Genomic DNA, 4335 nt, shown 5'->3' with positions numbered 1-4335 from the left:
GCATGATGTCTCGTTTATATGCGTGTTGAGTGGCTTAGAGGGGCTGGAGAGTGAATTTATCTCTAATTATTGATAAATATATTGTAGCATTAAACTGGGGATATTGATGTATTAACCATTGACGGGCTAAACAGTTTTGGTTAAAGGTCTTTTTATATAAATGTGGGGGAGAGATCTTCAGCAGTTAAAATAAAGTGGTTTTTGTAAAATAAAGCAGTTTTGGGTGTCACTTTTCTTTGGTTACAGAGGCATGTGCTTTTGTTAAAAGCGTCATAGGGCAGTGGCTGTTTTGAGTGGACTTGTTAGCGGTTCCATGAAGTTCTTTTAAATCATGCTTCATGAATAGTGCAAAGCGGGGGCAATCTGTATTGTTTTGTGTATTTTTACGCCAAAGTTCTCTTTTGAGAATTTTTCGTGCCATTGTTGTTTTCTTTGGCTTGTTTACAGGTGTAAATGTTTATGCGCGCTCCTCAGCTATTTTTCATTCCCCAACCGATAATTTTTCTCGCAGGTATTCAGAAAAGCAGCAATTAGAAAGAATTGAGAAATTACGCGCTTTAACGCCTAAAAGGATCAAGACGCCTTCAGAGCAAAATCCAGAAACGCTTTTGGGTGGGAAGCAATGTTTTCCCATTCATGCTGTTGTTGTTGAGGGAGTGCACCATGTCAAAAAGCGCTCTATATCAGCCGTAACAGAGCCTTATGTTGGAAGATGTATCGGTCTTTTTGATATTCAGCTCTTAATCAAGAAGTTAACCAAAGTTTATTTGGATCAAGGCTATGTAACGGCGCGTTTTTATATTCCTGATCAAGATATCAAAAACAGCAAGACGCTCAAATTTGTTGTCGTTGAGGGGAAACTTTCAGAGATTTACTATAATGGTTCACCGACGTCTCGTTATAATAATGTTGTATGGAGTGCTTTTCCTGGGCTTCAAGGTCATGTTCTGAACATGCGCGATATTGAACAGGGGCTTGATCAGATCAACCGTTTGAGTTCAGCGCACGCTCAAAGCGAACTTCTTCCAGGGCGTGAAGAAGGGAGCACCATTGTCAATATTAACAATCATCCCGATAAAACTTTCAAGGTTACTGTTTCTCATGACAATATGGGACAATCTTCCACGGGTTATGCGCGTTATAGTGCGGGCTTGAGGGTAGAAAATATTTTAGGGATGAATGATGCGTGGGATTTTAACTATCAGCGCAGTCAGACAGATTATTGGGGTGGGAGCAAGCAAGAAGGACATAGCAATAACATTTCAGCGAGTGTGAGTATTCCATATGGTTATTGGACCTTTGGATTGAATGGCACTGTTTATAATTACCAAAGCATAATCCCTGGCAATTTTACCGATATTGAGACGACGGGGGATTCCAGTGAGTTGCACGCCAGTACAAGCAGGGTTCTTTACCGTGATAGTGTTTCCCTTACAACCTTGAATTTGGGTCTTTCTTATAAAAGAACCAACAATTACCTTCTTGGCAATAAGATTGAAGTGGGCAGCCGTCAATATAGCGTCGCCAATTTTGGCATTTCGCATTCGCGCCAGATGTTGGGGGGGACTTGGACCTTTGATGTGAGTTATTTGCAAGGTCTTCCCTTGTTTCATTCAGTAAAGAAACATGCGCCAGGAGCAGGGGATGCGGAGCCACAATTTGCCAAATTTACCGGTACGCTTAGTGTCATGACGCCTTTTAAGATAGGGGGCTTGGACTTTATACTGAGCAATCTTTTGAGTGGTCAATATTCACCGCATAATTTATTGGGAGCTGAACAGATTTCGTTGGGGGGCGCTTCCAATGTTCGTGGCACGCGTGAGAGTTTGCTTTTTGGCAATAACGGTTTTTTTAGCCGGAATGATTTGTTGCTACGCACCATTCCGTGGAGCAATCACGCGACCTTCAAAAAGGTTTTTGGTGAACTTCGCCCTTATGTTGGTTTGGATTATGGGCGTGTTTTTGCACAACCCTTGTATGGGATTAAGAGTGACCAGCTTGCCGGTTGGACAGCAGGTGTCAAGCTTGCGGGAGGCATGGTCTCTCTTGATGCCAGTTATTCCAGTATTTTTTGGAGCACAGTTAAGCACAAAAAATCAGGAACATTTTTTATGACATTAACAATGGAACTTTAAGCATTTTTTATTGGGGAGTTAACGTATGAGATATGAGAAGAGAGCAGAAAGAGCAGCTTTATTAGGTGTTTTAGTCTCCAGTACGATGCTCAAAAAGGTTTTATTTGGGGGACTTGGTTTTTCTTGTTTGTTAGCCCCTTCAGCGTTACAGGCGCAAATTACTGTGGATCCTAACGCGAATGCCGCCCATCGTCCAGATATAGTGGCAGCGCCCAATGGAGTTCCCTCGATTGATATTGTTACCCCCAATGGCAAGGGCTTATCGCACAATAAATATAACGATTTTAATATTGGAAATCCGGGTGTGATTTGGAACAATCATGCGCAAGAAGTGGGGCAATCGCAGTTGGGGGGCATTATGCCGGGCAATCCGCATTTGCGCCTCACGGGTTCGGCGAAAGTGATTTTAAATGAAGTGACCAGCAGCAAGCGCAGTGCGCTTCATGGTCCAGGAGAGGTTTTTGGGAGCCCAGCCGATGTGATTATAGCCAATCCCAATGGGATAAGCTGTGATGGTTGTGGCTTTATCAATACGCCCCATGCGACCTTAACCACAGGTGTTCCCGAAATTGATGCGAGCGGTTTTTTGAAAGGCTTTGAGGTGCGAGGTGGGGATATTACCTTTGGCGCTAAGGGAGCCAATTTTTTCTCTGGTCAAGGAGCGGTTGATATTGTCGATATTGTCTCACGCACAGTGCATTTTGAAGGAGCTGTTGCGGGCAGAGAAATTGGTGTGACAGCAGGGACGGGTCACTTTGATTATGCTTCACGGGAAATGAAAGAACTGACCGATATTACCGGTAAACCGGAATATGCGATAGATGGTTCTGCTTTGGGGGCTCTACAGGCGGATCAGATTAAACTTGTGGCAACAGAAAAAGGTGTTGGGGTTCGCATGCGCCATGATATGGCAGCCAATGCGGGGCAGTTGCATCTTTCTGCTGATGGGAAAATCTCGTTGAAGAATGTTTTTGGTCATGGGGGTGTTGTCCTCAAATCGAAAAGCCAGAGCGTATTGGCAAAACACATCACCTCGAAAAAGCATATTGATATTGCCGCCCATAAGGATGTGACGTTAGAAACGGTTGGTGCTGATGGTCATTTGAAGATAGAGGCGCAGGATGGGCTTTTATCGATTGCCGGTAAGGCAACCTCTGGGGGCAATATGGAGCTGTCTTCGCGCCAGACACTTCAAGTTTCAGGGCTAGGGTCAGGTGCTGATATGGCTCTTGAATCGGGCGGAGACTTGAAGCTTGAGGGGATTGTTTTAGCGCAAGGGAATCTCAAGGCGCATGCCGGTGGTGATATACAAGCTCATTTTTTAGCCGGTGGGGTTGATATGGCGGCAACGGGTGCTGCTGGTGTTGTTGTTCTTGGCACCCAAGGGGATGTTGATCTCCAGAGCAGTCAAGGTGCGATTGTTGCTGAAAGTGTTTATGGAGCAGGAGATATCACCCTGGTTTCTCATAACGGGCTATCTGTTTCTCAAACAATTCTATCGCATCAAAATGTTGCCATTCAAGCACAACCAGCAACAAATGCTCCCGTTCATTTTGGGCAACTTTTAGCCTATGGCAAGGCAAATATTGAGGGTGGGGCGGTTGACTTTTCTTCACTGATGACGGGTGAAGAAGCTGTTTTAAAGGTTGGCAGCCTTGATGCAGGGACACTGATGACAGGTGTCGTTTCTACGGGCGGTTCAGGGGATCTTGTTTTAGATGAAAAGGGCTTTCTTTTGATTACAGCAAAAGAAGGGGTGAAGGTTGGTCAGATTGCCAGTGGTGGCAATATTGAAATTTTTGCAGGCAACGACATCTATTATGATCAGGTCATGGGCTATGGCAGTGCAAAATTGACATCGGTATCAGGAGAGATCAGTGTTGAGAATGTGCTGTCTGCTGAGGGGGATGTGAGGTTGACAGCAAACACTCTCGATTTAAGCAATAATCGTTCTCATATTTACACGCCGCAAACGCTGTATTTAATTGCAGATCATATTGATGTCTCAGAGAGCGAATTGGCTTATGGCGGTTTAGATTTTAACAGCACCAATGCCCTTGATATTCACCATGCGCGGCTACAAGCCGTGACAGATCAGGGAGGGACTGGAGATATTCTCTTTATTGCTCCAAGCGTTATGGTTGATGAGACAACTTCTGTTTTAGCAGCCAGAGATTTCGTGATCAAAACGGGGGAGCTT

3 protein-coding genes are annotated in these 4335 nt (G+C 44.5%); 2 read left to right on the top strand and 1 reads right to left on the bottom strand.

Annotation, left to right across the window (positions count from 1 at the left end; genetic code table 11):
• Positions 1-226 precede the first annotated feature (226 nt).
• Positions 227-421, bottom strand: a complete 195-nt coding sequence (locus tag ACFIME_RS02610) for a hypothetical protein (protein WP_375684436.1) — start codon at positions 419-421, stop codon at positions 227-229.
• Here ACFIME_RS02610 and ACFIME_RS02605 point away from each other — a divergent pair.
• Positions 339-2135 (top strand): ShlB/FhaC/HecB family hemolysin secretion/activation protein, encoded by a 1797-nt coding sequence (locus ACFIME_RS02605; protein WP_375684435.1) that lies wholly within the window; start codon positions 339-341, stop codon positions 2133-2135. The two genes, ACFIME_RS02610 and ACFIME_RS02605, sit on opposite strands and share 83 nt — an antisense overlap.
• A 25-nt stretch (positions 2136-2160) precedes the next feature.
• On the top strand, positions 2161-4335 hold a 2175-nt coding region (locus ACFIME_RS02600; RefSeq protein WP_375684434.1), incomplete at its 3' end, for a filamentous hemagglutinin N-terminal domain-containing protein.

This window comes from Bartonella sp. AP1QHHD, assembly GCF_042196265.1.
Lineage (GTDB): Bacteria > Pseudomonadota > Alphaproteobacteria > Rhizobiales > Rhizobiaceae > Bartonella.
Note: the sequence above shows the minus strand (reverse complement) of the source record. Positions and strands in the feature narration are given on the sequence as shown.

What these genes read in the sequence shown, in the direction of transcription:
- ACFIME_RS02605 (WP_375684435.1), top strand. Translation starts at nt 339, where the DNA reads ATGAATAGTGCAAAGCGGGGGCAATCTGTATTGTTTTGTGTATTTTTA.
- ACFIME_RS02610 (WP_375684436.1), bottom strand. Translation starts at nt 421, where the DNA reads ATGGCACGAAAAATTCTCAAAAGAGAACTTTGGCGTAAAAATACACAA.